Source organism: Streptomyces sp. NPDC091682, from assembly GCF_044756625.1.
Taxonomy (GTDB): Bacteria; Actinomycetota; Actinomycetes; order Streptomycetales; family Streptomycetaceae; genus Streptomyces.
Genome location: NZ_JBIVTH010000002.1, coordinates 322866 through 349831, shown reverse-complemented (window position 1 = coordinate 349831; position 26966 = coordinate 322866). Strand labels below are relative to the sequence as shown.

20 protein-coding genes and 1 pseudogene are annotated in these 26966 nt (G+C 71.8%); 13 read left to right on the top strand and 8 right to left on the bottom strand.

Annotated features, from left to right (window positions below):
- Positions 1-26: 26 nt before the first annotated feature.
- Positions 27-1979 carry a M20/M25/M40 family metallo-hydrolase gene (locus ACIQK6_RS05955; RefSeq protein ID WP_402694403.1) on the bottom strand — a complete coding sequence of 651 codons (1953 nt, stop codon included), beginning with the start codon at positions 1977-1979 and terminating at the stop codon, positions 27-29.
- 706 nt (positions 1980-2685) lie between these two features.
- Between ACIQK6_RS05955 and ACIQK6_RS05950 the strand changes: the two genes are divergently transcribed.
- Positions 2686-2961 carry an SH3 domain-containing protein gene (locus ACIQK6_RS05950; RefSeq protein WP_328787378.1) on the top strand — a complete coding sequence of 92 codons (276 nt, stop codon included), beginning with the start codon at positions 2686-2688 and terminating at the stop codon, positions 2959-2961.
- Between the two features lie 97 nt (positions 2962-3058).
- Here the strand turns inward: ACIQK6_RS05950 and ACIQK6_RS05945 are convergent, their stop codons facing one another.
- The gene (locus tag ACIQK6_RS05945; RefSeq protein WP_402694402.1) at positions 3059-3526 is read right to left on the bottom strand and encodes a hypothetical protein; all 468 of its coding nucleotides are present in this window, start codon (positions 3524-3526) and stop codon (positions 3059-3061) included.
- Between the two features lie 232 nt (positions 3527-3758).
- On the opposite strand from ACIQK6_RS05945, the gene ACIQK6_RS05940 reads away from it, so the two are divergent.
- On the top strand, positions 3759-6239 hold the full coding sequence (locus ACIQK6_RS05940; RefSeq protein ID WP_402694401.1) for a SpoIIE family protein phosphatase: 2481 nt from the start codon (positions 3759-3761) through the stop codon (positions 6237-6239).
- Positions 6240-6327: 88 nt separating this feature from the next.
- Here the strand turns inward: ACIQK6_RS05940 and ACIQK6_RS05935 are convergent, their stop codons facing one another.
- Positions 6328-7839, bottom strand: a complete 1512-nt coding sequence (locus ACIQK6_RS05935) for an SDR family NAD(P)-dependent oxidoreductase (protein ID WP_402694400.1) — start codon at positions 7837-7839, stop codon at positions 6328-6330.
- Positions 7840-8280: 441 nt separating this feature from the next.
- Between ACIQK6_RS05935 and ACIQK6_RS05930 the strand changes: the two genes are divergently transcribed.
- Entirely contained in the window at positions 8281-8739 is a 459-nt protein-coding gene (locus tag ACIQK6_RS05930; RefSeq protein ID WP_329096056.1) for a hypothetical protein, read from the top strand.
- Between the two features lie 178 nt (positions 8740-8917).
- Entirely contained in the window at positions 8918-9496 is a 579-nt protein-coding gene (locus ACIQK6_RS05925) for an SMI1/KNR4 family protein (protein ID WP_329096054.1), read from the top strand.
- Between the two features lie 143 nt (positions 9497-9639).
- Here ACIQK6_RS05925 and ACIQK6_RS05920 read toward each other — a convergent pair.
- Positions 9640-9783: pseudogene (locus ACIQK6_RS05920) on the bottom strand (transposase); the annotation flags it as partial.
- A 148-nt stretch (positions 9784-9931) separates the two neighbouring features.
- Between ACIQK6_RS05920 and ACIQK6_RS05915 the strand changes: the two are divergent.
- A complete protein-coding gene (locus tag ACIQK6_RS05915; protein WP_329096052.1) occupies positions 9932-10528 on the top strand; it encodes a hypothetical protein in 597 nt (198 codons plus the stop codon).
- Between the two features lie 209 nt (positions 10529-10737).
- Here the strand turns inward: ACIQK6_RS05915 and ACIQK6_RS05910 are convergent, their stop codons facing one another.
- Entirely contained in the window at positions 10738-11652 is a 915-nt protein-coding gene (locus ACIQK6_RS05910; protein ID WP_402694399.1) for a hypothetical protein, read from the bottom strand.
- Between the two features lie 165 nt (positions 11653-11817).
- Positions 11818-12576, bottom strand: coding sequence for a TetR/AcrR family transcriptional regulator (locus tag ACIQK6_RS05905; protein WP_402694398.1), 759 nt, complete (start codon positions 12574-12576; stop codon positions 11818-11820).
- Positions 12577-12863: 287 nt separating this feature from the next.
- Between ACIQK6_RS05905 and ACIQK6_RS05900 the strand changes: the two genes are divergently transcribed.
- Both ACIQK6_RS05900 and ACIQK6_RS05895 read left to right on the top strand, forming a co-directional pair.
- Positions 12864-13481 carry a hypothetical protein gene (locus ACIQK6_RS05900; RefSeq protein ID WP_329096046.1) on the top strand — a complete coding sequence of 206 codons (618 nt, stop codon included), beginning with the start codon at positions 12864-12866 and terminating at the stop codon, positions 13479-13481.
- A 162-nt stretch (positions 13482-13643) separates the two neighbouring features.
- Positions 13644-14249, top strand: coding sequence for a hypothetical protein (locus ACIQK6_RS05895; protein ID WP_402694397.1), 606 nt, complete (start codon positions 13644-13646; stop codon positions 14247-14249).
- A 495-nt stretch (positions 14250-14744) separates the two neighbouring features.
- Here the strand turns inward: ACIQK6_RS05895 and ACIQK6_RS05890 are convergent, their stop codons facing one another.
- Positions 14745-16073, bottom strand: coding sequence for a hypothetical protein (locus tag ACIQK6_RS05890; protein WP_402694396.1), 1329 nt, complete (start codon positions 16071-16073; stop codon positions 14745-14747).
- A 584-nt stretch (positions 16074-16657) separates the two neighbouring features.
- On the opposite strand from ACIQK6_RS05890, the gene ACIQK6_RS05885 reads away from it, so the two are divergent.
- From ACIQK6_RS05885 to ACIQK6_RS05870, 4 genes are all read left to right on the top strand, one after another.
- Positions 16658-17905 (top strand): cytochrome P450, encoded by a 1248-nt coding sequence (locus ACIQK6_RS05885; protein WP_402694395.1) that lies wholly within the window; start codon positions 16658-16660, stop codon positions 17903-17905.
- Positions 17906-18395: 490 nt separating this feature from the next.
- Complete coding sequence (locus ACIQK6_RS05880; RefSeq protein ID WP_329096039.1) at positions 18396-19637, top strand: helix-turn-helix domain-containing protein; 1242 nt, start codon at positions 18396-18398, stop codon at positions 19635-19637.
- Between the two features lie 382 nt (positions 19638-20019).
- On the top strand, positions 20020-20664 hold the full coding sequence (locus ACIQK6_RS05875) for an L-threonylcarbamoyladenylate synthase (protein WP_329096037.1): 645 nt from the start codon (positions 20020-20022) through the stop codon (positions 20662-20664).
- 113 nt (positions 20665-20777) lie between these two features.
- The gene (locus ACIQK6_RS05870) at positions 20778-21413 is read left to right on the top strand and encodes a carbonic anhydrase (RefSeq protein ID WP_329096035.1); all 636 of its coding nucleotides are present in this window, start codon (positions 20778-20780) and stop codon (positions 21411-21413) included.
- Positions 21414-21478: 65 nt separating this feature from the next.
- Here the strand turns inward: ACIQK6_RS05870 and ACIQK6_RS05865 are convergent, their stop codons facing one another.
- On the bottom strand, positions 21479-23599 hold the full coding sequence (locus ACIQK6_RS05865; RefSeq protein ID WP_402694394.1) for a SpoIIE family protein phosphatase: 2121 nt from the start codon (positions 23597-23599) through the stop codon (positions 21479-21481).
- Between the two features lie 289 nt (positions 23600-23888).
- Between ACIQK6_RS05865 and ACIQK6_RS05860 the strand changes: the two genes are divergently transcribed.
- Both ACIQK6_RS05860 and ACIQK6_RS05855 read left to right on the top strand, forming a co-directional pair.
- Positions 23889-24941 carry a DUF2804 domain-containing protein gene (locus tag ACIQK6_RS05860; RefSeq protein WP_329096031.1) on the top strand — a complete coding sequence of 351 codons (1053 nt, stop codon included), beginning with the start codon at positions 23889-23891 and terminating at the stop codon, positions 24939-24941.
- Between the two features lie 174 nt (positions 24942-25115).
- The gene (locus ACIQK6_RS05855) at positions 25116-26960 is read left to right on the top strand and encodes a glycoside hydrolase family 15 protein (protein ID WP_329096029.1); all 1845 of its coding nucleotides are present in this window, start codon (positions 25116-25118) and stop codon (positions 26958-26960) included.
- Positions 26961-26966 lie beyond the last annotated feature (6 nt).

Sequence of the window (26966 nt, the reverse complement as noted above, 5' to 3'; positions counted from 1 at the left end):
AGCGGCTCTTCTTCCGGCGGGTGCGGTTACAGGCCCGCGAAGGTGAGGGCGGTCGCGGTGACGGAGCACGCGATCGTGGCCGCGTACTGCGTGTCGTGGTCCTCGTCGAGGAGGGTGTCGCCGGGCGTGTGGTACTGCCGCGTGCCGGTCGCCGGTCCGCCGTCCGGGCCGAAGAGGTTCTCGGAAACGGCGATGGCCGCCCACCCCCGCTCGTGGAAACTCGCGTGGTCGCTCCGCCCCAGTGCGGGGTCCCCGGCCCCGGTGAGCTGCTGGACCTCGAAGTCGGAGGCGATGACGGGGATGGTCCGCGCGACCAGGTCACCGAGCGCGTCGGAGGCCGACACGACCGGCCCGGGTACGGAGGAGCCGGCATGGATCTCCACCGCGGGCGGGCTGCCGTCCTGCCGGCCGGCGATCATGTCCATCTGGAAGACGCCCGCGATGCGGTCGTCCGCCGTCGCGGCGGCGCGCGCGTAGCGCTTGCTGCCGACGAGCCCCTGCTCCTCGGCGTTGAAGAGGACGAAGCGAACGTGACGCGTCGGCGCTCTGCCCCCTGCGACCAGCGCGTGCAGACACTCCGCCGCGGCCATGACCGCTGCGGTGCCGCTCCCGTCGTCGTCCGCACCGGGCGCCGGGTCCACCGAGGGGTCGTAGGGGCGGGGATCGCCGTCGGCATCGACGAAGTTTCCGCTCTGCGCCGTCGAATCCAGATGTCCCGTGATGAGAACGGCGGAGTCCGCCCCCTCGACGCGGTGCTCGGCCTCGACGTTGAACAGTTGGCGTCCCCGCCATCTGAACGCATGCCGCCGGACCACCAGCCCCAGATCCTGGAAGTGCCGGACCAGCGCGTCCACGACGAGCCCGTTGTCGGCGTGCGACGCGTCACGGCTGAGGATCTTCAGCGGCTCGCCCGGGACCAGCGGTTCGACGCCGGAGATGCGTGCCACGTGGATACGGAGCGCCTCGGGCGTCACGGTCGCGCGTACGGCCGCGAGCGTCTCGGGGGAGGGAAGGCCGTCGCCCGTCTCCTCGAACCCGGTGGGCAGGACCGAGGCGAACTCCTCGGCCTGCGTTTCACCGGGGCGTGAGAGGAGCGCCGGGTCCGGCAGCAGGCGCTCGGTGTGTCCGGGCTTGGCTCCCTGCGCGTGGACCTCCTCGATCGGGACACCGGCTGGCGAAGCGACGTAGACACCGCCGGGCGCCGGCCCGAGTGACAAGATCTGCCGCGGGTACCCGGTCAGCTCGCCGGAGGCGAAGCAGAACGCGGCCGCCGCGCGCATCGCTCCTTCGGCCGCCGTCCGGGACTGGTCCGGGGCGCCCGCGAAGGCCTCGGGAACCGTCACCGAGCGGTCGTCCCTGACCAGGAACGCCGCCGTGTCCTCCACCTGTCCCCGTACATCGTTCGTGAATCCCGCCTGTTGGAGCGTCTCGACTCCGAGCGCGGTCGCCATGGCGAGTACGAGCCGAGGGGAGGCGACGTGCACGGGAACGGCCTCCGTGCCGTTCGCCACCGACTCCAGTACGCCCAGGGTCCGACCCTCCGGCACGTCGATCCTCGTCCAGAAGACCGGGCGGTCCTCGATGGCGGCCCGGGTGAACACGGGGTGGGGCGCCACCCTCATGCCGGCCGTGCGGGCGAACGCGCGCTCGTCGTGGTCCTCACCCACGAAGACACAGTCGTCGGCCGCGCCGCCCGCGCTCGCGACCGCGTCGTCGAAGATCGCGCGGCTGTCCTTGGGTCCGAAGTGAATGAGGTGCTCGTCCGGGAACCGGCCGGGGAAGGCCTCGTGGAGGGCCCGCGTGATCTGCGCGACCGCATCCTGTTCGGTGCCCGGGTTGGAGATGATGCCCTTGGGTTCCCCTGCGAACGCATCGAGAACCTGTGGGACGCGGGGGCGAGGACGCAACAGCCAGGATCCGTCCGCCTCGAGACGGCCGTCCGCCAATGTCGCCCCGATGTCGAAGAAGAGTGTGGTCATCTCGGTGCCTCCGGTGATCCGGTCCTATGCGGTGCCCACCCTCGGGCGGGCGTCATCGACTGCCGTCTGCGCGCCGGTCCGCGCGCCCGTCCGTTGGAGCCCCAGAGGGAACCGCGCAGGGAACCGTGCACGGAACCGCCCCTGAGGGTCGGGCGAGTTGAGCTCCTGTCGGATCACCTCGCCTTCGGACGCTGCCACTTCGGTCGATTGCTCGCGCCCCAACTGTGTGACGCGCACCTCAGGACCGTCGGCAACGTGCAAGCGGTGCTCTCAAGGTCCGACATCGCCGTGACCCCTCTCGCCCCCCGACTCCCGCGCCCCCTCCTCGATCGTCACTCACCGTAATGGACGGGGCAACCGGAAGGGCGGCGCGCTCAACGGGTTCGCCATTCGGATTGCCGGTCATCTACCCATGGTGCGCGCCGGGTACGTGGTGCTCATGGGCTACGGAGCAGTACCCGGCAGCCGGCCGGTCCGTTACAGGGGGTAATTGAACTGTCATCATTGTTCTGCTGGATCGTTGAAGCGGCGATCGACGATCCGGCGGCGGGCCGCGCGGCGGAACCATCGGAATGATGCTCGGCCGCCGGTCGTGGGGATGCCCCGCACGCCTCCGGCTCCCCGACGGGCGGGAGCCCTACCGTGCAAGCAACCCGTCCGCGCACAGCGGACCACGTCCCGCCGCTCAGGCGTTCCCTTGGAGGTCATGATGCCCAGTCCCGCCCAGCCGTTTGGCACGGTCGTCAGTAGTAGCGGCGTCAATCTGCGGAGGTATCCGAGTACCGACTCCTCCCTCGTCGGCAACCTGAGCCACGGCGCCCAGGTCGGTCTGCACAGCAAGGTGAACGCGCAGACCATCGACGGCAACAGCATCTGGTACTTGCTGCGCGACCAGGCCGTGTGGGTCGCCGCCCGCCACGTCGACAACACCGGCGAGGTACCGCTGTCCAAGGACGCCAAGCCCGCCGGCCCCCAGGGCTGACGGCGAGCCGGCCCTGCGGAAGTCCCGGGCCGTTCGGGGGCAGCCCAAGGCTGCCCCCGGGCTCGGACCGATGGTGCGTGCCCGCTGCACCGCGTGGTCAGTGGGCCTGCGGTGAGGCGCTGGTCAGGAACCTCTCCAGCGCGAGGCGCGCCGTCTCGCCCCGCCCCGCGCGGTCCTGTTCGTCCTGTGCCGCATGGATCTCCGTCGTGGCATCGAGGGCCTCTTGGGCCAACTGGATCAAGGCGGAATCGCCGCACATGAGGCGAACTCGGCAGAGTGCTGCCGTGGAGTCCGCCCGCCGCTGGTAGGACGCTTCACGAGCACTGATGGACTGAGGGCCGTCCGGGTCGGCCTGCTCCCAGTGCCAGCGGTCGTTCTGGCTCCGGCGGAAGTCGGTGAGGGCCGCCGCGAAGGTGCTGTAGGCGCCGATCCGTTCGTGCCGCACCTGTTGGTCTCGGGCGAACCGTTCCGCCTGCCGGGCGATGTGCCGTTGGAACACGAAGGTGAGGGTGGACCCGGCCAGTGTTGCGAAGACGGCGACGAGGCTCGTGAGGGCGGCATTCATGTCGTGAGGATCCCCCGTGCCGGTGGGCCGCACCCGCGCCTCGGCCCGGGTCCGGGCGGGCGGGGCCCGGCGACCCCGGGGGTGCCCCGGGGGCGACCTGCTGCCGACGTGCAGCGGCGCGGCGATACTGAAGGTGGGCCGACTGCTCAACCCCTGGTCTGCGATCACTCTGGGCAGTCGCTGCGGCAATGCCCGCCGTGCGGTCCTTTCGGCAGGTCGAAGGGTGGCAGCGATGGACGCACCGGCGCCGGGACCGGGCGAGGTGCCCGAGGACCCGTTCGCGCTGCACAGCTCGGCCTCGGCGGTACTGGACGACCACGGCAGGGTCGTGGGCTGGAGCGAGCGCGCACAGGAGCTCCTCGGCTACCCGCCCGACGAGGTGCTGGGCCGCACGGCCGTCGAGTTCTTGTGCGATTCGCGTGATCTTGAGGCGATCCGGGACGCCGTGGCCGCGTGCGACCGCGACGGGGGCTGGTCCGGTGTCCTGCCCGTCCTGCACCGCAGCGGGCGACGGGTGGAGCTGGGCTTCCGCGCCCGCGCCGTCATCCGCGCCGGATCGGCCCGCGAGTGGTTCCTCGTCGTCGCCCCGGCCGAGGAGGTGCTCCGGTGGGAGACGGACCGGTCGGTCCTGGACGGTCTGTTCCGGCGCTCCCCGATCGGCCTGTCCGTCCACGCCCCCGATCTGAGCATCCTGCGGATCAACCGGGCGCTGGCCCGGTTCACGCAACTCCCCGCGGCGGAGATCCGGAGCCGACGCATCGGCGACTTCCTGATCGGTCCGGACGTGAAGACCATCGAGACCCGGCTGCGCCGGGTGCTGGAGACGGGCGCCCCCCTGATCTTCACCGAGCAGCGCTGTCGCGCCAGGAGCGACCCCGACCACGAGTGGGTGGTCTCGGTCTCGGCGTTTCGGATGGAGGATCCCGCGGGCGGGATCCTCGGAGTCACCCAACTGGTGGAGGACGTCACCGACCGCTACCGGGCCCGGCGGCGGCTCGCCCTGCTCAACCGGGCGAGCGCCCGCATCGGGACCACGCTGGATCTCGGCCGGACCACCCGGGAGCTGGCCGACGTCGCCGTCCCCGACCTCGCGGACGCCGTCTCGGTGGACCTGCTGGAGTCGGTGGCCCGAGGCGAAGACAACGCCGAAGAAGCGAGCGGTCCGGTCCTGAGGATGGCCGTCCACTCGGTCATTGCGGAGGCGCTGCAGGTGATGCACGCCGCCGGCGAGGTCTTCCACTTCGACCCGCGCACCCCTCAGGCCAGGTGCCTCGCCGAACAGCAGCCCATCCTCGAACCGGTGCTCCAGACCAACCCCAGCTGGTACTTCCAGGATCCGGAGCGCACCCGGCGCGCCCTCGGCCTGCACGCCCACTCACTGATCGTCGTACCGCTGACGGCCCGCGGCCTGCTCCTCGGCCTGCTCAGCCTGTGGCGGGCCGGGCGGCCCGAACCGTTCGAGGAGGACGACGTCACGCTCGCCGAGGAATTCGCCGCGCGGGCCGCCCTGTGCATAGACAACGCCCGCCGCTACACCCAGCAGCATCAGGCCGCGTTGACCTTGCAGCGCAGCCTGCTGCCGCAGGAACTGCCCGAATACAGCGCGGTCGAGGTCGCGCACCTCTACCTCCCGGCCGACCCCGCCACCGGCGTCGGCGGCGACTGGTTCGATGTCATCCCCCTCTCCGGAGCACGCGTCGCCCTCGTCGTCGGCGACGTCGTCGGCCACGGCCTGCACGCCGCGGCCACCATGGGCCGCCTGCGCACGGCCGTACACACCCTGGCCAGCCTCGACTACGCTCCGGACGAGGTCCTCTCCCACCTGGACGACCTGGTCAACCGTCTGGCGGACGAGCAGGAACCCGCCGACGGACGCCCGCAGGGCCAGCAGATCGTCGGCGCGACGTGCCTCTACGCGGTCTACGACCCCACCTCCCGGCGCTGCACCCTGGCCCGTGCGGGCCACTTGCCCCCCGCCGTGGTGACCTCCGACGGCACGGTCAGCCTCCCCGACCTTCCCGAAGGGCCGCCGCTGGGTCTGGGCGGACTCCCCTTCGAGTCCGCCGAACTGGAACTCGCCGAGGGAAGTCTCCTGGCGCTGTACACGGACGGCCTGGTCGAGGCCCGCGGCCTCGACCTCGACGAGGGGCTCTCGCGGCTGCGAGAGGCCCTGTCCCGGCCCGGCCGCTCGCTCGAGCAGACCTGCGCGGCGGTCCAGGGCGCCCTGCTACCGGAGCATCCACCGGACGACGTCGCGCTGCTCCTCGCCCGCACCCGCGTCTTGGCGCCGGAGCAGGTCGCCTCCTGGGAACTCCCGGCAGAGCCGACCGTCGCCGCCCGTGCGCGGCACCTGACGGAGACCACACTGACCGGGTGGGGCCTGGCGGAGCTGGCCTTCACCGCCGAACTGGTCGTCAGCGAACTGGTCACCAACGCCTACCGGTACGGCGGTGGCGGGCCGGTCACCTTCCGGCTCATCCGCGACCGCAGCCTGATCTGCGAGGTCTCCGACGGCAGCAGCACCGCTCCCCACCTACGGCGGGCGCGCACCACCGACGAGGGCGGGCGCGGGCTCTTCCTGGTGGCCCAGCTCACCGAACGGTGGGGCACCCGCTACACCCGGGACGGCAAGACCGTCTGGACGGAGTTCCCGCTGGCCGCGGCAGTGCAGGGGTTCTCCGCGCCGGTCGCGGACCTCGCGCTCGACGGGTGACACCGGGGGAGTCGAAGCCGAGCGGGCTCCGTCGCCGCCGGGGCGGCACGCGTGTCCGACGGGGATCCCCCCGCGGATGTCGGAGGGATCACCACGGGACCTGCCGGTAGTCCTTCAGGAGGACGCCGTGGACCGGTGCGCCGGCCTGTCCCTGCACGATGGGGTGGTAGATGCGGGCGGCGCCGTCGACGATGTCCAACGGCGGGCGCCAACCGGTGGCGGCGTGCCGCTCCCGGGCGGGGAGGGGCGTCTCGTCGGTGACCCAGCCGGTGTCGACGCTGCAGGTGTGGATGGAGCGGGTGGCCAGATCGGCGGCGCTGGTGCGGGTGAGCATGTTCAGCGCCGCCTTGGCCATGTTCGTGTGCGGATGGTCGCTGGTCTTGTTGCGCACGGCGAACTGGCCTTCAACCGCCGAGACGTTGATGAGGTAGCGGTCGGGGTGCGGGGAAGCGTCGAGAAGGGGCAGCAGCCGGTCGGCGAGCAAGAACGGCGCGACCGCGTTGACCAGCTGGACCTCCAGCAGCTCGGTCGGGTCGATCTGGCCCAGGCGTAGGGTCCAGGAGTTGGTTGCGGCCGACTCGGGCAGCAGGCCCGCCTCGTCGACAACTTCCTGCGGCACTGGGGTGGCCAGCGGGGCGTCAGCCGTGTGTGCGCCTCCGGCCAGGGCGTGGGGCGCCGGGATGCGCGGGGCGAGCTCCGCCGTCCACGGAAGGGGTGCGGTGCGCGGGCCGGGTACGGAGAATCCCGGAGCGGTCCAGATCGGTGGCGCGGCGAGCGGCGCGGGGGCCGGCGCGGGTTCGGCGGCGGACAGTGCGGTGTACGCCTCGGGGGAGCGGCGCAGGGTTTGGGCCGCGTTGTTGATCAGCACGTCCAGGGGTAGCCCTTGGGCGAGCATGTGGTCCGTGAAGGCGAGTACCTGCCGGGGATCGCGCAGGTCCAGGGCGACGATCCGCAGCCGGTGCCACCAATCCGCGGCGCCGGGAGCCGCCGCGAACCGGCGCACCGTGTCCTGCGGGAAGCGACTGGTCACCGTGAGCTCGGCGCCGTCGCGAAGGAGCATCAGCGCCACCTGGTGGCCGATCTTCACGCGCCCGCCCGTCAGCAGCGCCCGCCGGCCGGTGAGGTCGGTGCGGGCGGTGCGGTGGGCGAGGTTCTCGCCGGCGCATTCGGGACACAGCAGGTGGTAGAAGTCGTGGACGTGCCGGTAGTGCTTCTTGCAGACGTAGCAGCGTTGGGGACGGTTCAGCAGCCGTGCCGGCCGGGAGCGCTCCGGCGCACGGTCCGGCAGCTGTCCCGCCGCGGCGGCCGGTCCGGGGCGAAGCCGGACGTATTCGCCCACCGTCAGGCCGCGTTCCGGCGGGGCCGGGGCGGGCAGAGCGGCATCCATGACGCGGTCGCAGGCACCCATCGCGGTGGCGGCGAGCAGCTCCGCGTCGGCTGCGGCGCGTTCCGCGCGTGCCTCGGCACGGCGTCGGAGGCGGCCGTCGCGGACGAGTTCGCCGGCGGCCCGTTCCAGCAGGCGGCGCTGAGCATCGTCCACGGGTAGCTGTCGTGCCTGGTGGATCAGGTCCAGGCAGCTCTGTATGCGCTCACTGTCCATGGGGTGCCTTTGGTGTGATGGGTCCGTTCGCGGCCCCTCCCCCCACCCCGGAGGTGTTCACGTGGACGACCGGGCCGTGCGAGGTGAAGGGCCGGGCGGCGGTGGGGACGGAGAAGGCGTTTCACGGTGGACGCGTAGCAGGGGCGCCGCGTCCGGAGGTGGTGATCACCATAGGTCGTATCCCGGACAGCCGGGCGCCTTTTTCGGCCCGGCCCGGCCTCGCCTGGCCCCGCTCCGAGTTCGGCGCCCATGTCCACCGGCCGCACGAACAGGCCGTTCCAAGCCCCGACGGGCCGGTCGTGTTCGGTGAGGTCCTCCGGCGGTTCGCGCGTCTCCGGGGCCGGGTCTTGACGATCCACCCCGAAGAGATGACACTCGGAGTGCAAGTTGTTTTGTCTGCATTTGTAGCTACTGCTTGCTCTCCGTAACGAAAGGCGAGACATGTCCGTCTACAGCGCCCGAGCGTGTTCCCGGCCCAGCCGAACCGGGACGCGTACGAGGTCCGCCCGACCCACGCGCACGCTCGCCTACGTCGCCGCGGGCGCGGCCGTGGGCGGCGTCTGGGCCTTCGGCGGGGACATGCCCGCGTGGGAACATGCACTGCGCGTCCTCGTGGTGGTGCTCTGCGTCAGCGTGGCCGGACGGTTCGTCGGCCGCCGCCTCGCCCGCTCCGGGAGGACCCCGATCGACCGCGGTCTGTTCTTCGGCCTGGTGGCGGCGAAGGTGCTCCTGGTGGCCGTGGCCCTGCTCGTCGACTGGCTCGCGGGCCTGTGGTTCTCCGAACCGGCCCTGATCACCGCCGGATTCCTGTTCGTCCTGGTGGCCGTCGGCGGTCCCGCCCTGCACGGCTGGTTGTCGCACGGTACCGGGGGCCGGGGCGATCGGGTCGTGCGCGCATAGTGCGGATACGGCAGCCCCGGCCCCCGGCCCCGGTCGTCCTCGATGGCTTCGTGCCGAGGCCCTCCTCACGTCTACGACCGGGAAGGTTCGCCGGGTTGAGGGGCTGGGCCCCTCGGTGTTGTCAGTGGGAGGCCTGATGATGTTCCCAGCCGGTCACATCTCAGGGACGAGGGAAGACATGCCATCGGCATTGGAACGCCTCCAGGCACTGCTCGGTGAGCCGGAGGGGGTGTGGGGCTGGCCGCGCCGAGAGGTCTGGGAGGCCTCCGAACAGCACCTCGGTGTCACGCTGCCCGGGGATTACAAGGCCTTCATGGACGTGTACGGGCCCGGAACCCTCGGCGGGTATCTGCACCTCGACCGGCCGACTGGCCTCATGACCCCTGCCGAAGTCGAGGACTTCTGGGCCCTGGAGGGTTGGCGCGATGCACGAAGAGGCTCGGAGGATCTCTACCCCTTCCCCTTCCACCCCGACCCGGGTGGGCTCATCCGCTGGGGCCACGACGAGCACAGCAGTGAGTACTACTTCCTTGCCAGCGACCCGGATCCGGGTCGCTGGGAGATCGTGGTCAGTAGCGAGTGCGCGGAGTGGTACCGAACCAGCGGCAGCTTCACCGACTTCCTGATGCGCTGCTTCGACGGCCTCGACCGGGCACCGTTCATGGACCGCGCCTGGCCCGGAGGCGACGCCCGCTACGAACCCTTCGACGGGGCGGGTGGTGGCCGTCCGGATGAACCGGGACGGCACGGCCGTTGACGATTGCGACCCCGAGGGTGGTGGCGGAACCAGCGGCGTCGCCGGGGCTTGGGCCTGGTCGCCCTGAGCCGGGCAGATCCACGGCACGGGGACAGACTTTCGTATCGCCCGGTCCGACCGGAGCCGCCCCAGCGCTTCGACCGGAGCACCAGCCGGTCGTCACGGGCCCGGGGCAGCGGCACGACGGCCAGGGCTCGTCGCAGCCGGGCGACATCGATCCGGCCTTGGCTGAGTGCGAAAAACGAGGCACCGTGCCCGCGCCGGTGCTCGGGAGCGAGCGTTAGGTCCGCTTTCGGCCGATCTGCCAGGTGGCCATGGTGGGGTGTCACCCCTGCGAGTCACGTTTCCTGAATCGGCGTTTCCCTCCCTTCGTGGCGTCATCCCGCCTGGGCAAGATCCGTTCCTCGGTAGACCCCTACGGAAAGGAAGCCCGTGATGCACCACACGCTGACCGGTGCCAAGCGCTCGGCACGGCACCGTAGCCGGATCGCCCTGGCATCAGCGACCGCTGTCCTGGGAACCCTGCTCACCAGCGGCCTGGCATCGGCTGCGACAGGACCCGACATCGCCGTCTCCCTGGCCCTGGACTCGCCGCGACAATGGGAGCCGAACACTGTCCTCGGGGGGTCCGGCCGCGGCTGGATCACGAACACGGGGGACACCACCATCCCCGCTGGCGTCAAGGTGTACTTCACCGTCCGCAATCTCGCCGTACCCCCCTTGATCTGCTCACGCGGCGACTCCAGCCGGATGTGCAGCGAAATCCACGCCGCCGGTGTGCTCGGCGGGGACGGCACCACCGCGGTGCCCGCCCCCGTCATCGACAATGCCGTCCCGCCATGGATGATCATCACCACCAGAGACCTCGCCCCCGGCGAAGCAGCTACGTACCGCTGGACCGTTGGCCACTACGCGCCGTGGCACCGCGTGGCAGGGGTAGCAACGGTCACGTCCTTGCCTCCGGGGATCACCGACGTCAACCAGAGCAACGACACTGCCACCGTCGCAAGGCAGGACGGCACCGGCTTCTGATCGGACCTGCGCCAGCAGCCGCCGTGCGATGGGCCTCCGGCAGGCATCGACCCGGAATGGGCGCATTGCGCAAGCGTTGGGGGAGCGGTCACGGGGACCGTTCCCCCAACGCGAGGCCGGGGTTCAGACAGGCACTCAGAGGAATTCGACGAGGGGGAACGCCCGGTGGCGACGCGGCGGCGTGAGGAAGTTCTGGCGTCGTGTCGCCGTCAGGAACCGCTCCAGCCCGTTCTCGTCCTCCGGGACGCCGTGGGCCGCCGCCAGGTCGAGCGAGGCCTGGTTCCTGCGCATCGTGGCGAAGAAGTCGGCACTCGGGACGAACACCGTGAACTCCAGCTTGGGCTGGGAGGATCCGTCCGGTACGTCCATGGTGCGTAGCCGGGGCCGTCCATGCGAACGTGCAGCGGCCTGCCGTCGGCCGTGCGCGACGACCGCTGCAGACAGGAGAGGTGGCCGATCCGGCGCTCCCCGTCCGGAGTGCCCCGCCCCTGGGCGCTCAGCAGGGCGTCGTCGGTGCCCTGGAAGGTGTTCGGCAGGAACGCGGGGCCCCCGCCGTCGGTGATCTGGTCGGCGTTGCCCGGCGAGGGTGGCGGCGTGGAACGGAACATGTACTGGACGCGTTCCGTGAACGAGGCGTCGTCTCCCGGCACGCCGGCGTCGTCGACGCCGTAGAACTGCTGGAGATCCATGAGGACGTGCGACAGCTGCTGGACGGCGCCGTGGTCGAAGTAGGAGCCCGACTTCGCCGTGGTGAGGCTGCTGCCCCGGAAGGTGACGGTGTCGGCGGCAGCGGTTCCGGCGGTTTGCTGGTCGGCGAAGCCCATCCACATCGGCGAACGCGGGTTGACCATGAAGGCGTAGGACAGCGACGCCTCGTCCGCCAGCTTCCGGGGCAGGCCGATCTGGGTGAACATCGCCCGGGCGGAGGTGAAGGACAGGAGGTCGGTGAGGGGCGGTGAGGGCTGGGGGCGGCCGGCGAGGGTCTGACTCCTGCCGAGCCACCGGAGCAGGGCTTGGACCCTCGGCCGATGGCTCGGACGCCACGGTTCGCTGACGCAGGCCGCCCCGCCCTGCACGGCGAGGTCGGCGAAGCGCCGCTGACCGGTGGCCGACCACGGCCGCATGAGGAAGGCGTCGATGCCCGCGGGCCCGTTGCACCGCTGCGCGGCCGGCCGGAGCCGCGGTGCGCCGAAGGGTGGTCGGACGTCACCGAAAGTGACCGGCGTGTTCGCGCGCCGAAGGCCGAGGGATCTCCGGCCGAGGCTCGGTGCGCGGTGCGCACCCCCGGCCTAGGAGGACGTCCCGGGTTGGTCGGTGGTGGCGAGCAGGGCGTGTACGGCCGTCTCCATGGTGCTGGTTGCCGCTTCGGCGCTCAAGCCACTGCTGCGCCAGTGGTACCAAGCGCCCCAGGTCGTCACCGCGTCCAGTCCGTAGAGCACTTCCGTCCTGCGCGCGGCGGGCAGGCGTTCGAGTTCCGCCGCGAAGATCTCGGCCAGTCGCGCACGGGCCAGGTCCAGTACCTCGCGGGTGACCTCGGCAACGCGGCCCCCCGGTGTTTCCAGGCGCATCAGGGTCAGCTGGGCCGGCGTGATCCACTCCAGGATCCGGGCCCGCTGTTCCGTCAGGGCCGTCACCCGGGTATCGCGCGGCCCGGCGGTCGGAAGCGGCCTGATCTGCTCGATCAGCTGCTCCAGTCGGCGGGTGATGGCCGTCTCCACCAGCTCGGACATGTCGGCGAAGTGATGGAACACGAGGCGGCGGGACACGCCGGCACGCTCGGCGACCCGCTCTGCGGGGAAGCTGGATTCCCCCTCGTCGAGCAGGGACAGCACGGCCTCGGCGATCTTCACCCGGGACTGGCGGCCGCGCTCGGCGCGCCCGTCCAGGGTGCGCCCGTCCGGGGTGCGCCCGTCCGGGGTGCGCCCGTCCGGGGTGCGCCCGTCCGGGGTGCGCCCGTCCGGGGTGCGCCCGTCCGTGGTGCGACCGTCCGTGGTGCGACCGTCCGTGGTGCGGTCCTCGGACCGCGGCCGTCGGGCCGACTCGTTCACGGCGCCCCTCCCCACTTCGCTGGGTGCCATTGTCGCAAACGAACGGGAGCAACTCCCCCTGGCGGCGCCCGGACGCCCTTCCGGGAGCGGGTTGCGCGGGGGCCGGCGGAGCGGCCCGGGCCCGTCCTCGTACCCCGAGTGCAGGCCGTACGGGTGGCGGAGCGCGACCGTCCCGGGGAGCCGCACGGCGCGCCCGTTTGGTCCGATGCGCACGCATCTACGAATCGCGGGCCGGTGTTCGAAAGGCGGGCCGGCACCCCTCCGCTTCCGAAGGAGACCTCCCCACCATGCCCAGAAACCCGCGATGGCTCGTCGCCCTGGCGGCCGGAGCCGCCGTACTGAGCGCGGGCCCGGCCGTGGCGTCGGCAGCGCCGCCGGCCGCGGTCAACCCGGCCCCCTACTCCACCATCGTCGTCGACCGCAGCACCGTGGCACACGGCGAGAGCTTCACCGTGTCCGCCAGCCGCTACTGGCCGAACGAGGAGGTGTACGTACGGCTGATCCCGGAAGGTCGGGCCGACGAGACCCGCGCCGTGGAAGGGGTCGACGGGGACGGCGACCGGCGCGCCGGCAGGCGCATCGTCACCCTCGCGATCCTCCTGGCGAACGCCGACGGAGAGGTCTCCGGCACGGTCAGGGTCCCCGAGCGGCACGGCCGCCATCACCACCTCCGGGGCGAGTACCGCCTGGAGCTCGCCGGGCACGGCTCCCAGTTGTGGCAGTCGATCCCCTTCAGGGTGGTCGCGGCCGAGTTCGGCGGACACCACAAGCCCGGCCACGGCTCGGCCGAGAAGCCCGGTCCGGACCTCGGACGCGACCCCGGTCAGGGCTCCCACGGGGAGTCGGACACGAAGCCCCAGGTGGACGCGCCGGAGGGTGCGCCGGAGAAGTCCCCCGAGGACTGACACGGGCGCGCCGGCGTCCCCGGCCCCATCGGCAAGGCGCCAGCTAGGCCGGGCGTCGTATGACAGTCACTCAAAAGGGAGCAGAGCGGACGCGGATGACCCCACGGAGGGTAACGATGCCGCGACTGCTCTCTTCCTCCCCCTAGAAAGAGAAGCTCTTTGATGCGCTCTGATTTTCCTCGGCGCGGCCGTTCGGGGTCGCTGCCCGGTCGGCGGATCCTCCACGTCTGCGGGGCCTTCGTCGTGCTCACCGCGGCCGTGGCCGGGCTCGCGGGCACCGCGGAATCGGCCCCGGTGCGGACAGCGAGCTCCTCGGCCGTGGCGCAGGCGGACCCCGGACCGCCGAACAGGCTCTGTCCGCCCTGGGTGGACTGCGGTCCCCTTCTGACGGGCCCGTTGCACGGTCGGCCGCCGCACCACGAGGACGGGCCGCCGCAACCCGAGGACGCGCCGCCACCCCACGAGGACGGGCCGCCGCCCCACGAAGGTCACGACGGGCACAAGCCCGCGCACGTTGCCGAGATCGTCGGCGATCCCGTGACCGTGGCCCCCGGAGACGAGGGCACCGTGTTCGCCACGTGCCCGGCCGGGAGCACCCTCCTCAGCGGCGGATACCTGATGAGCGGCACGATGCAGGTCCTGCTCACCTCCCGGGCGGCGACCCCCGACACGTGGACCGTCACCGTCCTGAACTCCTCGACGGCGAGCGCCACCGTGGCGGCCGTCGCGCAATGCGACCGCATTCCGGGCCCGTCCGCCCGCCCCTGAAGGGAATTTCATGCTCAGATCGGAAAGGGTCGTCAAGGCTCTGGGGGCCGGCGCATGCCTGCTCTCCGTCCTGGCGCTCTCCGCACCGACCGCCGCGGCCACGACCACCGACATCGACTGCGGCGAGATCCAGACCGGTGTGGTGTCCTGCCTGCTGCCGGACGGTGCGTCCTCGTACGACACCACGGCACTGCTGGCGGCCGCCCAGGCGGCGACGCAGACCTCGCTGTCCGCGACCACGCCCATGGTCATCACGGCCTACGGCGGTGCCGGGCGGTACGGCAGCAACGGTGGCGGCATCTACCGGGGCGGTGACGGCGGAAACGGTGGCAGGGCGCAGACCGTGACCTCGATCGCGAGCTTCCAGGGCGCGTTCGGACAGACCCTGTACTACTACGTCGGTCAACTCGGCGCGACGTCCGCCGGTGGCCGCACTGGCGCCTCGACCCTGGTCTCCGGCGTGGACCTGACCACGCAGAGCCCGTGCATCGCGGGTTACGGCACGTGCACCACGACCAACCTCCTCGCCGATGCCGGCGGTGGCGGAGGCGGCGGCGAGGGCAATGCCAACGCGCCGACCAGTCGGCTCCACACCCGCTCGCCGGTCCGTACGTCCAACGCCGTGAGGTACCAGGCGTCGGGCATCGCAGCGCTGCCCGTGCGGCGGGCGGACCGCAGTTCGTCGGCGGTGGGGTGCGTGAAGGTGTACAGGAGGCCCGTCGCGAGGGAGACCTTGCTGACGACGCTGGGAACCCGTTCGCTGCTGTCGGACCAGGCCAGCGAACAGGTACGGGCGGCGTAGTCGACGTGGATCCGGGCCAAGCCGGGCTCGGTGTCCACCTGGCGCCCGCCGAGCATCCCCTTCAAGAGGGCGTGGTCCCCGACGACATAGCCGTAGTTGTTCTCCACGATGAGGTCACCGCCCACGGCGACGAGGCTGTTCTCGTCGGCACCCCTTCCCGGGGCGAAGACCGGCTGTTCGCACACCTTCTCGGGCCCGGCCTTCCCGCGCGCCATCACGAGCACCCTCATCCGGGGGTCGGCGTTGTCGGTGATGGCGACGTACCCTCCGCCCGGGCCGGCTGCCGGGCCGATGAGCGTGGGAGTGGTCCCGCTGCCCTGGCTGAGCTGGCCGGGCTTCTGCCGAGAACCCCGCTCGTACGGGGCCCGCCAGGTGAAGACGGGTCGGCCCTCGGCGGACGCGTCGAAGTCGAAGCGGTAGAGGGCGTGGTTGCTGACGACGAAGACGCCGCCGGACTCGTCGACCGCGAGGCTGTTGGCGATCGTCTCCCCGCGCAGTGCGTGGGTGGAGACCGCGCCGCTGGCCGGATCGAGGACGCCGACCACCCCACTGCCGGTCACGAACCACATCCTCCCCGACCAGTCGGGGAGGACGGACACGATGCCGCTGGTACCGATCACCGGCCCCAGGTCGTAGCGCGCCTGCGTCACGAGTGCGTCGCCCCGGACGGCCACGACCTGAACGGCGCCGTCCTTCGTGGGGACGACCGCACGGTCGAGCTGGTCGAGGTAGAAGTAGCCACCTCCGGAGACCTCCGTGGGACTGGTGCCGGCCGTCCCGGGCAGGGTGAGGGAGGACACCGCTGAGAGGTCGTGCGGATCGAGCAGCATCAGCCGGGGGGAGAGTCCCGGGGTCATGCAGACGGTGACGATCCGTCCCCGCGAGTCGAAGGTGACCGAGCCGCAGAGCCCGCCCTGCAGCCTGCTGCGCACGGCGAGATCGCGGCCGGTGGGGCCGGGCGCTTCGTGCGTGTCGCTCTGATAGGCGTCGCCGTGCACGTTGCTGGAGCCGTTGGCCGCCATGAACGGGTGCTGCGGGACCGGGGGACGGCGACCGGTCGCGGTGCGACGGCGTGACCGGTGAACCGGGGCAGCGCGGCTCCGCGCGGATCCCCGGGTATGGACGGGGCGGGCAGGGCCACTGCTCCGGCCGGGGCGGCGGCGGTGAGGGGAGGTAACACGGCGGCGGCCACCATGAGGGCCAGGACACGGAGGAACGTGCGCATGCGGAGGCCTTTCATTCGCTGACCTGTGAGGACGCGGCGGGGGGCGTGAGCCCGCAGCAGATCGTCCGACATATTTGCACTGTCAGTGCAAGAATGATGATGCGGCAGAGGCTGACGGGCTGTCGAGGGCGGTAAGGCCCGCTGCCGCGCCCCGAACGGTGGCGTGCGGCTCGCGGCGTGCGCCCCGGGGGTGCGCCCCGGGGTGCGCCCTGCGGGTGCGTACTTGGGGTGTGACCTGCGGTTTCGTCGCCCGGCAGGCGCTCCTGGGGGCCTCCGTGCATGCTGGGAAAGCCGGGGAGCCGGAGTCGGCCGGAGACCGGTGTCAAAACGACGGGGGAGGGCCCCGAACCGCCGATCCCGCGAGCCGTACAAGGACGCCCCATGAGCCAAGCCATGCTCCGGCAGATCCTCGACTACTCAACCCGCGCCGACCCGTACCCGCTGTACGAGGAACTGCGCAAGACGCCGGTGTTCCGCGACGAGGACGGTCCGTACGTCGTCAGCACCTACTACGAGATACAGAGCCTGCTGCACGATCCGCGCATCAGTTCCGATCCCCGCAACCTGACGCTTCCGTCGAGCGATCCGCTGGCGCAGGAGGACGGCGGCGACTCGGCGCTGCCCCCGGTGTTCCTCAAGCTCGACCCGCCGGACCACGACCGGCTGCGCCGCATCACGAACCGGCCGTTCGGGCCGCCGCACTCGCCGCACAAGGTCCACGACATGCGCGGCGAGCTCGGCGACATCGTCTCCGACCTCATCGAGGGCATCGTCGACGCGGGTTCCCCGGAGCGGATCGACCTGGTCGACCAGTTCTCCTACCCCTTCCCGGTGACCGTGATCTGCCAGCTCCTGGGCGTGCCCCCCGAGGACGAGCCCCGCTTCCACGGCTGGGCCGACACCATCGCCGCCAGTCTGGACCCCGATCCGGACGCGGACGCCACCGAGAGGCCGAAGGCTGCCGCCGACGCGCAGATGGAGCTCGGCATGTACTTGGCCGGGCTGATCGAGGAGCGGCGCAAGGAGCCGGGCGAGGACATGCTGTCCCAGCTGGCGGCCGCCGGTCAGGATCCGGACGGGGGCATGAGCGCGCTGGAGGCCATCAGTACGGCGGCGCTGCTGCTGATCGCGGGCCACGAAACGACGGTCAACCTGATCACGAACGGCATGCTGACCCTCCTGCGCCACCCGGACGTGCTCCAGCGACTGCGCGAGGACCCGCAGCTGTCCGTCCCGATCGTCGAGGAACTGCTGCGGTACGAACCCCCCGTGCAGCTCCTGCCGCGGCGCAGCACGATCGACGACATCGAGGTGGCCAGGGTCAACATCCCCAAGGGCGCCACGGTCTCGCTGATCCTGGCCTCCGGGAACCGCGACCCGAAGCGGTTCGAGCACGCGGACCGCTTCGACCCCGACCGCGGGGACATCCAACACCTCGGCCTCGGCAGCGGGATCCACAGCTGCTTCGGTGCCCCGCTGGCGCGCCTGGAGGCCCAGCTGGCCCTGAGCGAGTTGGCCCGCCGGCCGGAGAATCCGCGGCTGCTGGAGGACCCGCCCCCGTACCGCCAGAACGCGGTGCTGCGTGGCCCGCGCCACCTGCCCATCGCCTGCGACGGCATCCGCCCCTGATTCCGGGGGCCCCGGCGCACCACTGCACGACCTGGCCCGCCCGCCGCACGGTCCGTCAGACCGGTGCGGCGGGCGGACGCACGGCCGGTGAAGTGGTTGGCCGCGCCGAGATGTCCGGGGGGCTGCGTACGACCCGGGAGCCGCATCGTCGGATCGGGGCGAGAGGAGCAGCATGCTGGAAGCGCACAGCATCTCCACAAGGTTTATCGAAAGGTGATAACTTCCCGCAACGCGTCTCGGCGCATCCAAGAATCCGGAAGATCTCCTTCCGACGGGTTCATGACAGGTCAAGTCCTGGCTGCCACCCCCAGATCCCCACGACAGCAACGAGGCACGGCTGAGGCGCAACAGCAGCAACCGGAGTCTTCATGAGGCACGACCGACGCATCAACCCGCCCATACGGCTAGGAGATTGACGATAGCGATGCCCCGCGGTCGGCTTCCTGCCTTCCGCGGGGCAGGCCTCACCCCGGCATGAACGAGGAAAACGATGTGCGAACTCCTGAACCGCATCTGGTCCCGCCCCCGAGGCGAGTGGACCCGCATCCTGCGCAGGGAGCTGCCCGTGCTGGCCGACGAGATAGTGAAGGAGCTCCTGCACGGAACTCCCGCCTTCACGGCACTCGTCGACGACTACGAGACCATCGACGACGAATCGCTCAGGCAGTTGGTGGAGAACGCGCTGTGCAACTTTCTCGGCTACCCGCAATCCGATGACCGGAAGCCGAGCGACGGCCGCCCCCGTCCCCAGCGGGCGAGCGATGACGGACATGACGGCAGACAGGAGGAAAAACCCGGGTTCACCCGGGAAGTGAAGCGGAACACCGGCCTCGTGCCCACGCAGCGCGACCGCCGCAGCGCCACCGTCGCCACCGTCGCCGCGACGAACACCACCACGGACGCCGCTACGGACCGGTACGCGACTGCCGCACCGCCCGACCGGGCGCGCGAAGAACTGTTCAAGGCGCTCACCGACGCCAGGGCTGCCTCGGGGCAGTCCCTCACCGAGCTGGCCGAAGCGGCCGGCTGGCCGCTGCCACCGGCCGTACGGGGCGTCGTACTGGCGACCCCCGGCGAGGCGCAGCAGCTGGCGGCCGTACTGGACGACTCTCTCGCCGGCGTCTTCGCGGGCCAGCCCTGCCTGCTGGTCCCGAGCGTGGACCCCGACCCCCGCGCCGTACTGGAACTCCCGCTGCGCGGCCGCTTCGCCGCCGTGGGCCACGCGGTTCCCCCGACGGACACGGCGTCCTCACTGCGTTGGGCCCTGCGCCTGCTCGCCCTCACCCCGGCCCGCCCCGGTGCCGAGACCCGGCCGGTCTTCGTCGACGACCACCTCTCCACGCTGCTCCTCCTCCAGGACCAGCCGCTGGCCCATGCGTTGGCCGCCCATTGGCTGCGGCCCTTGGCCGGCTTGACCCCACGCCAGAGCGAGCGGCTGGAGGAGACCCTCCTCGCCTGGTTCGAAGGCGGTGGCGCCCCGGAGGCCGCGAAGGCCTTGAGCGTGCATCCCCAGACCGTGCGGTACCGCATGCGGCAGCTGGAGAAGCTCTTCGGGCCGGGGCTGCGCGACCCCCGTACCCGTTTCGAGCTGGAGATGGCTCTGCGCACCCGCCGGTTGATGGCGCAGGTGCGACTCCAGCACTCCCGGATGGGCCGCAGAACGGGCCGGGCCATCACGACGAACTTCCCGCCGCTCGTCGCGGAGAGGATGGCCCGGGTCAACGGTCTGTGACCCGAGCAGCCCGGACCGGCCCGGCCGCCCCTCCACGGGGCGCCCGGGCCGCGTAGGGAAGGACGAGCGGCGTGAACATCGGCGGGGCGATCGCAGCGATCGGGGACGCGCACGCCCCGCCGGGTCTGGGCGCTGCTCACACCCACCCGTTCGGGTGATGGCCGCCGTGCGGAACTCATCGAACCCGCCGGAGGATCCCCACGGCCCACCGCCGCCCCCGTGTTCCCGATGACGCCGTCCACCTCAAGAAACGGCCCTCGGGCAGACGGTGGCGCGCACGTGGAGACCGGCGGACGGGCACGGGCGGGGCGGTCCGTTCCGGTAGCCTGCCGGCGTAAGCCAGCAGGTGCGGGCCGAGAGCCCGGTGGGATGGAGATCGGCGATGGCCCTTCGATACGACTGCTCCACGGCTTCGGGCCGGACCGACGGGCTGAGCACGGCCGCCCGGGCGGTACGCCGGGGCGAGCTCGTGGTGCTCCCGACGGACACCGTCTACGGCATCGGTGCGGACGCCTTCGACCCGGACGCGGTGGACAGACTGCTGGGAGCCAAGGGCCGGGACCGTGCGATGCCCTCGCCCGTGCTGGTCGCCTCCCCGGACGCCCTGCACGACCTGGTCGCCGAATTCCCCAAGCAGGGGTGGGCCCTGGTGGAGGCGTTCTGGCCGGGCGGGCTGACCCTGGTCGCCCGCCACCTGACCTCGCTGACCTGGGACCTCGGGGAGACCCACGGCACGGTCGCGGTCCGGATGCCGTCCCACCCCGTGGCGCTCGAGCTGCTCGCCGAGACCGGACCGATGGCGGTCTCCAGTGCCAACCTGACCGGCCGCCCCTCTCCGCAGGACTGCGACGCCGCACAGGACATGCTGGGCGACTCCGTCGCCGTCTACCTCGACGGCGGGCGCACCGAGGCCGCCGTCGCCTCCTCCATCGTGGACCTCACCGGCCCGGTACCGGTCCTCAGGCGTGCCGGCGCCATCAGCGCCCACGCCTTGCGCGGCGTCGTGCCCGACCTGCTGGAGCCGTGACCCCCGCAGGTGACACCGCGGACCATCGGCACCCAGCGGGGCGGCCGCCGCACCCCCGCTCCTTCGACGGACCCCGCAGTGTGGAGCTCCGGGCGGGGCCGTAGCCTGCGGTCATGAGTACCTTGCCGACACCGACTCCGTCCGAGGCCTTCGAGCTGCTGCTGGCCGGCAACCGGCGTTTCACCGCGGGCGCTCCCGAGCACCCGAACCAGGACGCCGCCCGCCGCACCGAGACCGCACCGGCCCAGAGCCCCTTCGCCGTGTTCTTCGGCTGCTCCGATTCGCGGCTGGCCGCCGAAATCATCTTCGACCGCGGGCTCGGTGACCTGTTCGTCGTCCGCACCGCTGGCCACGTCGCGGGGCCCGAGGTCCTGGGCAGCATCGAGTACGCCGTGAGCGTGCTGGACAGCCCGCTGGTCGTGGTGCTGGGACACGACAAGTGCGGCGCGGTCGCCGCGACCCGCGCCGCCCTGACCGACGGCGTCAGCGCCACCGGCTACGTGCGCGACGTCATCGAACGCGTCACCCCCAGCGTGCTGGCCGCCCGTGCCGCCGGACTCACCGACGAGGACGACATCATCGCCGAGCACATACGGCACACCGTCGACCTCCTCCTGGACCGCTCCCGCGTCCTCGCCGACCAGGTCGCGGCAGGGCGCACCGCCGTGGTGGGCCTGTCCTACCGGCTGGCCGACGGCAGCGCCCGGGTCGTCACCACCCGCGGCCTCCCGAGCGAGGTGTCGGTCTGACCGCCCGGTGACGGGTCTGCCCCGTACGACGGCAACATCCGGGCAGGCGGGGAAGGGCGGGGCGGTCAGGTCGGCTCGCCCGGCCCGTCGGCGGGCGGGTGGGGTCGTACGTGCGCGATGACGAGGGCGACGTCGTCGGCCGCGTCGTGGTGCCTCAGTGCGGCCAGGAGCCGGTCGCAGGTCGCCTCCGGCGGGAGGTCGGGATCGGCGAGCAGGCGCAGGAGCAGGTCGAGGCGGTCGTCCAGGGCGTCGTCGCGGGTTTCGACGAGGCCGTCGGTGTACAGGACCAAGCGGTCCCCGGGGCGCAGGTCGAGGACGGTGTTCTCGAAGTCGGTGCGGCCGAGACCTCCGGTGCCGAGCGGCACGCCGGCGGGGAGGGCGAGGAGACGGGGGGCCTGCCCCGACCGGATGACGACGGGGGGCGGGTGGCCGGCGAGGGCGACGCGGCAGCGGGAGCGGTGCGGATCCCAGGTGGCGTACACGCACGTCGCGATGGTCCCGTCCAGTTCGGCGGTGATGTGGTCGAGGTGGCGCAGCACCCGGGCCGGGTCGAGGCCGAGATCCGCCAGGGTACGGGTGGCCGTGCGCAGCTGTCCCATGGTGGCGGCGGCATGGACACCGTGTCCCATGACGTCGCCGACCACGAGGGCGGTCTTGTCCCGTGGCTGGGGGATCGCGTCGAACCAGTCGCCGCCGATGCCGCTGGCCGCTGCCGCGGGCTGGTAGCGGTAGGCGATCTGCAGGCCGGCGGACCGGGGCGGGGGCTGGGGGAGGAGGTGGCGCTGGAGGGTCAGGGCCGTGTCGGTGGCGTGCTGGTACCACCGGGCGTTGTCGATGGCGATGGCGGCGCGGGTGGCCAGCTCACCGGCCAGGGCGACGTCGTCGTGGTCGAAGGGGAGCGGATTGCGGGTGCGCAGCAGGCCGAGGGCGCCGAGGACCTGACCCCGGGCGGTCAGCGGTACGGCCAGGTAGGAGTGCGCACCCTCGTGGGCGAGGAGGTCCGCTCCGGCCGCGTCCCGCGCGATGTGCGCGAGGTCCGCGCCGGTGACGTGCGAGACCAGGACGGGACGCCCGGTGCTCACGCAGCGGGTGACCAGGCGTTCGGCCGGATACGTGATGCGCTCGCCCACCGGGTCGGTGGCGCGGACGGAGGGCGTTTCGTAGGCCGTCGCCACCGCCAGGGCCATGAAGAGGGCCTGCCCCGTCCGGGGGCCGGGCGCCGTGGCGACGCTGCCCTCCAGCACGGAGTCGAGGACGTCGACCGAGGCGATGTCGGCCAGGTCGGCCACGACGAGGTGGGCGAGCTCGCGGGCCGTGCGCTCCAGGTCCAGGGTGGTTCCGACGGTCACCGACGCCCGGGCGATGACGTCGAGGCGCCTACGGGCTTCGGCGGCCTCCTTGGCCGCGCGGTAGCTGTCGGTGACGTCCACCACCATGAGGGCAACACCGATCACCCGACCGCGCGGGTCCTCCAGCCGGTAGTAGGAGCCCGACCAGGCGTGCTCCTGGTCCGGGTCGGCGGGAGTGCGCCCGATGCCGTACTGGTCCAGGAGCGGTACGCCCGTGTCCAGGACCTGGCGCATGGCTCCCTCGATCGCGTCCGTGTCCAGGAACGGCAGGGCCTCACCGGGTGTACGGCCCAGGTGTCTGTCGGCGGGCAGGCCGTTGATCCGCTGTAGCGTCGGGTTGACCAGGACGTAGCGCAGGTCGGTGTCGAGTACCGCCAGACCGAGCGGGGACTGCGCCACCAGGGGCACCGACAGGGCCAGGTCGCGCTCCACGCCCCGCAGCACGGCCTCGTCACAGGCGATCCCCAGGGCGTACACGCCGCCCTGTTCGTCCTGCAGCCGCATGTTGCGGAACTCCACCAGCCGGGTGGAGCCGTCCTTGCGCCGTACGGGGAACACGCCCGCCCAGGCGCCGCCACCGGCCATGACCTTGCCGAACAGTTCGAGGACCAGGTCCACGTACTCTTCGACGACCAGCAGTTTCGCCGCGTAGCTGCCGAGCGCCTCCTCGGCCGACCAGCCGAACAGGTCCTGTGCCTGGGGGCTCCACAACGTGATCCGCCCGTCGGTGTCCAGGACCACCGCGGCCACGCTCAGGACGTCCAGCAGTCCGCCGGGCTCGGAGGGAACCACTTTCGCCGGGCCGGGCCCGGCCCGGAACGTCTCGGACACGACCACGACCGGACCTCCTCGTTCACCCCGTGCGGCGGGCACGGGACCCGATGGTTCGGTCCCCGGCCTGCCCCGCGGCTTTCATCTCATCCTCCTCCCGTCCCGTGCGGGCGGCACTCCTCGTCCCCGCGCACCACCCAGAATCGCGCCTGTGGCCCATTTGGTCTAAGAAACTGGCATGTGCCGGGAACATCACCTTGCCTTTCCCGTACGCGCCGATCAGCCGCTCCCCCGATCAGCCGGAGGTTCTCGTGACCGCCCGCTGCGGTGGGCCCACGGCCGGTAGGGTCCGGCCATGTCCACGCACGAACGTGAGATCGTCGCGCCCGTCGACCTGTGCCGCGCCGACGGAAGGATCGCCCCGGCCGCGATCGGCTGGTCGCGCCGACCGCTGCACCGCTGCCGGATTCCCGGCTGGGGGCGGACGAAGCGGTGGGAGTACTGGTGCGTCACCACTCCCACGCACCTGGTGGCCCTGACCGTGAGCGACCTCGACTACCTGGCCCTGAACTCGGTGTACGTCCTCGAGTACGGTGCGGAGGCAAGGGAAATCGAGCGCACCGCGATCCTGCCCGGCGGATTCGGCGTCCGCCTCCCCGACACCATCGCCGGAGCTCCGGATCCGGGGTCCGCGCCGCTCGTGGTCGGACCGCCGCGGCCGGCCGGGAGCCGGGTGCGGATCGAGATCCACGGCGAGGGCTCCGGCACCCGCCTGCGGGCGCGCTGTCTGAGTCCGCAGGGCCTCCCGGTGGAGGTCGACCTCCTCGTCGAGATGCCCGCCGGGCACGAGACCCTCTCCGTGGTGGTCCCCTGGGGCGAACGCCGCTTCCAGTACACCTCCAAGCACACGGCCCGGCCCGCGTCCGGCACGGTGCGCATCGGCGACGACCTGCTGGCGTTCGGCGACGACGCCTGGGGCACCCTCGACCACGGGCGCGGCCGGTGGCCCCGCTCGGTGGTGTGGAACTGGGGCGCGGCGTCCGGGCGTACGGACGGCCGTACCGTCGGGCTGCAGTTCGGGGGCCGCTGGACCCGCGGCACCGGAGCGACCGAGAACGCGGTGTGCGTGGACGGTCGGATCAGCAAGATCGGCCAGGAGCTGGAGTGGCACTGGTCCCGGGACGACCACCTGGCGCCGTGGTCGATCCGCAGCCCCGGATCGGACCGGGTGGACCTGGTGTTCACCCCGTTCCACAACCGGTCCACCCGCACCGACATCGGGCTCCTCGCCAACCGCACGGACCAGTGTTTCGGCCACTACACGGGCTCGATCCGCACGGACGACGGCGAACGGATCGCGGTGGACCGGCTGCTGGGATGGGCCGAGGACGTCCGCATGCGCTGGTAGGCCGCCACACCGCAGGCCGTGCCCGGGCGGGTGGACCGGCCTGCCGTGCGGCGTCCACGTCGTACGGCGTACGGGGGTGGGGTCCGGTTCGGCGGGACGGTGCAGCGGGCCCGGCATACGCTGGTTCGGGGGGCCGAGAGCCGGGCGGCGACGCATGCCGGAAGGGACGCCCTGATGGACGAGTACCCGCTGATCGAGAACCACGGCCTGATAGGTGATCTGCAGACCGCGGCGCTGGTGACCTCCGACGGGGTGGTCGACTGGTTCTGCTGCCCGCGCTTCGATTCGCCCAGCGTGTTCGGCGCCTTGCTGGACAAGGGGAAGGGCGGCCACTGCGCGGTCCGACCGGCCCACGCGACGTACGCGACCAAGCAGTTGTACCTGCCCGACACCGCGGTCCTGGTGACCCGCTTCATGACCGAGGCCGGCGCCGGCGAGGTGGTCGACTTCATGCCGCTGACCGGAGCCACGGTCACGGCCCGGCACCGGCTCGTCCGCATGGTCCGCTGCGTGCGCGGCTCCATGACCTTCGACGTCGACATCGCGCCCCGGTTCGACTACGGGCGCAAGTCGCACGACTTGAACCTCACGCAGAACGGGGCGGTGTTCACCGCCGACGGCGCGACCCTGACCGTGCACACCATTCGGGAACCGGAGGACGAGCGGCTGGGCCAGCTCCTCAGCGCCGGCGAGCGCGACGTGCACCTCACCCTGCGCCTCACGGCGGGGCAGCAGCGCGGGCTGATCCTGGAGTCGGCCGCCGACGGGCCGCCCCGGCAGATCAGGCTCGCCGAGTACGAGGAGCTGTTCCAGTCCACCATCCGCTACTGGCGCAGCTGGCTGAGCACCTCCCGGTACACCGGCCGCTGGCGCGAGGCGGTGGAGCGCTCCGCCGTGACACTGAAGCTGATGACCTACGCCCCCACCGGCGCCGTCGTCGCCGCCCCCACTGCCGGACTGCCCGAGCAGCTGGGCGGCGAACGCAACTGGGACTACCGCTACACCTGGATCCGGGACGCCTCCTTCTCCGTGTACGCCCTGCTCGGCATGGGCTTCACGGAGGAGGCGAAGGCCTTCATCGGATGGCTCGACGACCGCATCAAGGAACGGGCGGGCGGCGACAGCGAATCGGGGCCGCTGAACATCATGTACGCGGTCGACGGCTCCTCCGACCTGAAGGAGGAGACCCTGGACCACTGGGAGGGCTACGAACGCTCCGCCCCGGTCCGGATCGGCAACGGGGCGGCCACCCAGCTCCAGATGGACATCTACGGCGAGGCGCTGGACAGCATCTCCTTCGCCCACGGACACGACATCCACCTCGGCTACCACGGTTGGACCGGCATGGTCCACGTCCTGGACTGGCTGGCCGACCACTGGGACCAGGCCGACGAGGGCCTGTGGGAGACCCGCGGCGGGGCCCAGGACTTCACCTACGGCAGGGTGATGTCATGGGTGGCCTTCGACCGCGCGCTGCGGCTCGCGGCGGCCGGCGGCCGACCCGCACCCATGCAGCGCTGGAACACCACCCGGGACCGGATCTTCCAACAGGTCATGGAGAAGGGGTGGAACGAGGGCCGCGGCGCCTTCGTCCAGCACTACGGCAGCGAGGTGTTCGACTCCTCGCTCCTGCGCATGCCGACCGTGGGCTTCCTCACCCCCCAGGACCCGATGTGGGCCTCGACCCTCGACGCGATGGAACAGGAACTGGTCAGCGACAGCCTGGTGTACCGCTACAACCCGGAAGCGTCCCCGGACGGCCTGCGCGGCTCCGAGGGCACCTTCTCGCTGTGCACCTTCATGTACGTCGACGCACTCGCCCGGGCCGGGCGGATCGACCAGGCCCGGCTCGTCCTGGAGAAGATGCTGGGCTACGCCAACCACCTGGGCCTCTACTCCGAGGAGATCGACCTGACCGGGCGCCAACTGGGCAACTTCCCGCAGGCGTTCACCCACCTTGCCCTGATCGACGCGGCGATCACCCTCGACGCGGCCCTGAACCGCGGCTCCACCCCGTAGGGTGCC

Bases quoted from the DNA above. Each gene is read 5' to 3' on its own strand.
- ACIQK6_RS05915 (WP_329096052.1), top strand. From the start codon at position 9,932: ATGCACCACACGCTGACCGGTGCCAAGCGCTCGGCACGGCACCGTAGC.
- ACIQK6_RS05955 (WP_402694403.1), bottom strand. From the start codon at position 1,979: ATGACCACACTCTTCTTCGACATCGGGGCGACATTGGCGGACGGCCGT.
- ACIQK6_RS05940 (WP_402694401.1), top strand. From the start codon at position 3,759: ATGGACGCACCGGCGCCGGGACCGGGCGAGGTGCCCGAGGACCCGTTC.
- ACIQK6_RS05945 (WP_402694402.1), bottom strand. From the start codon at position 3,526: ATGAATGCCGCCCTCACGAGCCTCGTCGCCGTCTTCGCAACACTGGCC.
- ACIQK6_RS05900 (WP_329096046.1), top strand. From the start codon at position 12,864: ATGCCCAGAAACCCGCGATGGCTCGTCGCCCTGGCGGCCGGAGCCGCC.
- ACIQK6_RS05870 (WP_329096035.1), top strand. From the start codon at position 20,778: ATGAGTACCTTGCCGACACCGACTCCGTCCGAGGCCTTCGAGCTGCTG.
- ACIQK6_RS05935 (WP_402694400.1), bottom strand. From the start codon at position 7,839: ATGGACAGTGAGCGCATACAGAGCTGCCTGGACCTGATCCACCAGGCA.
- ACIQK6_RS05910 (WP_402694399.1), bottom strand. From the start codon at position 11,652: ATGCGGCCGTGGTCGGCCACCGGTCAGCGGCGCTTCGCCGACCTCGCC.
- ACIQK6_RS05895 (WP_402694397.1), top strand. From the start codon at position 13,644: ATGCGCTCTGATTTTCCTCGGCGCGGCCGTTCGGGGTCGCTGCCCGGT.
- ACIQK6_RS05875 (WP_329096037.1), top strand. From the start codon at position 20,020: ATGGCCCTTCGATACGACTGCTCCACGGCTTCGGGCCGGACCGACGGG.
- ACIQK6_RS05855 (WP_329096029.1), top strand. From the start codon at position 25,116: ATGGACGAGTACCCGCTGATCGAGAACCACGGCCTGATAGGTGATCTG.
- ACIQK6_RS05950 (WP_328787378.1), top strand. From the start codon at position 2,686: ATGATGCCCAGTCCCGCCCAGCCGTTTGGCACGGTCGTCAGTAGTAGC.
- ACIQK6_RS05880 (WP_329096039.1), top strand. From the start codon at position 18,396: ATGTGCGAACTCCTGAACCGCATCTGGTCCCGCCCCCGAGGCGAGTGG.
- ACIQK6_RS05890 (WP_402694396.1), bottom strand. From the start codon at position 16,073: ATGGCGGCCAACGGCTCCAGCAACGTGCACGGCGACGCCTATCAGAGC.
- ACIQK6_RS05885 (WP_402694395.1), top strand. From the start codon at position 16,658: ATGAGCCAAGCCATGCTCCGGCAGATCCTCGACTACTCAACCCGCGCC.
- ACIQK6_RS05930 (WP_329096056.1), top strand. From the start codon at position 8,281: ATGTCCGTCTACAGCGCCCGAGCGTGTTCCCGGCCCAGCCGAACCGGG.
- ACIQK6_RS05860 (WP_329096031.1), top strand. From the start codon at position 23,889: ATGTCCACGCACGAACGTGAGATCGTCGCGCCCGTCGACCTGTGCCGC.
- ACIQK6_RS05925 (WP_329096054.1), top strand. From the start codon at position 8,918: ATGCCATCGGCATTGGAACGCCTCCAGGCACTGCTCGGTGAGCCGGAG.